Raw genomic sequence first — 555 nt, forward strand, 5'->3', positions numbered from 1 at the left:
GCTGAATAGTGTTTCACTGCCCGTCTTTGCTCCGCCCCCTGTACGATTACGAGAAATCAGATGACGCGACAACTATCCTGACACAGGGGGTTTTTGTCATTGCGTATCCCATCTGAGCATATTGTTGAGGATTTCATTCATTGGCGTGTAGGCGGGTGTCTTCGTATTAGAAAGATTATATAACTGGGTTGGCCTCAGATTTCCCTTGAACTCCGACTGCAAGTAAATTTGGTCCAGCGACGGATATTGTCCAGGGTTGAAGTATGGATTTGCAGTCGTCGGTCCTATAGCAGCACCACCATGCGGCACGTCATCCATGATCTCATAGACTTGAGCAAAGGCGCGGAAGTTCGGTCTTGTACCTGGGTATGTTTGAAGACCTTGGTGCAATGCATTCGCATCAAATGTTCCGTCTGGCAAACGCGCACTCTCTAGGGCCTCCGGGGTCGTGAAGTAGCTACTTGTCAAGACTCGTGTGGTTATACACGCGCTTAACAAATAATTCGGGCTTTTTCTTCTGCCATGCTTTGAGCGCTTGAATTGGTGATACGTGAT

General features: G+C 48.3%; 1 protein-coding gene. It reads right to left on the reverse strand.

The features are described from left to right. Positions 1-96: 96 nt before the first annotated feature. Positions 97-555: hypothetical protein (locus H7U20_RS17745; RefSeq protein WP_233410857.1), on the reverse strand; the 459-nt coding region annotated here is incomplete at its 5' end.

It is taken from the genome of Rugamonas violacea, assembly GCF_016461825.1.
Taxonomy (GTDB): domain Bacteria; phylum Pseudomonadota; class Gammaproteobacteria; order Burkholderiales; family Burkholderiaceae_D; genus Rugamonas.